The organism is Kitasatospora nipponensis (assembly GCF_039528135.1).
GTDB lineage: Bacteria > Actinomycetota > Actinomycetes > Streptomycetales > Streptomycetaceae > Kitasatospora > Kitasatospora nipponensis.
The window spans coordinates 23,251-24,327 of the sequence record NZ_BAAALF010000130.1; the positions used below are offsets into that span (position 1 = coordinate 23,251).

1 protein-coding gene is annotated in these 1,077 nt (G+C 73.8%); it reads right to left on the reverse strand.

Annotated features, from left to right (window positions below):
* Positions 1-43: 43 nt before the first annotated feature.
* A partial coding sequence (locus ABD323_RS28345) for a multicopper oxidase domain-containing protein (RefSeq protein ID WP_344444828.1) occupies positions 44-1,077 on the reverse strand: 1,034 nt, incomplete at its 5' end.

A 1,077-nucleotide genomic window follows, 5' to 3' on the forward strand; every position in this document is an offset into this window, starting at 1 on the left:
CCCCCGTCGATGGGGGCGGCCGGCGCCGTCACCCGCTACCTTGTCAGCGGGTGACCCGGTAGCGGCCCGCCATGCCGCCCATCAGGTGGTGGGTGACGTGGCAGTGGTAGATCCAGTCGCCGGGGTTGTCCTCGGTGTACTCCACCGTCAGCGTGGTGGCCGGGCCCATCAGCTCGGAGTCCACCCAGCTGCCGGCCGCGCTGCGCCAGCGGTGGCCGTGCAGGTGGAAGACGTGCAGCTCGTTGCCGAGCGCGACGATCCGCCAGCGCACCCGGTCGCCGACCTTCGCGCCGAAGGTGGGCGCGTTGTCGAGGTAGGCGCCGCCGTTGACCATGTTGAGCGACATCGGCAGGGACGGGATGTCGGCCGGGTAGGCGTCGTGCAGGACGAGCACGAACTCGCGGTCCACCGCGGGGGTGTGCCGGTCGGTGACCGCGATCACCCCGAGCAGGCCCAGCTCGGCCCCGATCTCCATCACCGGCTCGCGCGGCGGCGCGGCGGCCGCGCTCGTGCCACCCGGTGCGCCGCCCATGCCCATGTCGCCGCCGTCCGTGGCCGCGGGGGTGCCGGGCGCGTGGGGCGCGGCCGAACCGTTGGGGGACGGGGTGGTGGGGGCCGCGATCAGCTGGGGGACCGAGTGGTCGTGGTAGGGCCAGGTGCCCACCGAGCCGGGGGTGCAGAACCAGCTGTAGGTGTAGCTGGCGCCGAACGCCACCGCCGTGCCCGGCGCGTCGGGGGCCTCCGCCAGCCAGCCGCCGTCGTTCTCCGGCGTGTAGCGCACGCCGTGCGGGTGCATGCTGTGCGGCCACCGGTAGTGCTGGTCGTTGTTGCGGAAGTGCACCCGGATCTCGTCACCGACCTCCGCGCGCAGCACCGGGCCCGGCAGGCCGTTGTTGGCGCCGATCCCGTCGGGGCCCGGATCGGGATCCAGCGGCTGCCCCCACTGCGCGGTGTAGGCGCGGAAGCCGACCGCCCAGAAGGTGGTCTGCGCGGCGGTGAAGCGCCGTCCGGACATCGGGTCGTACCCGCTGGGCACCGCGTTGTGCTGGAAGGAGTCGGCCTGCACCCAGTACTCGC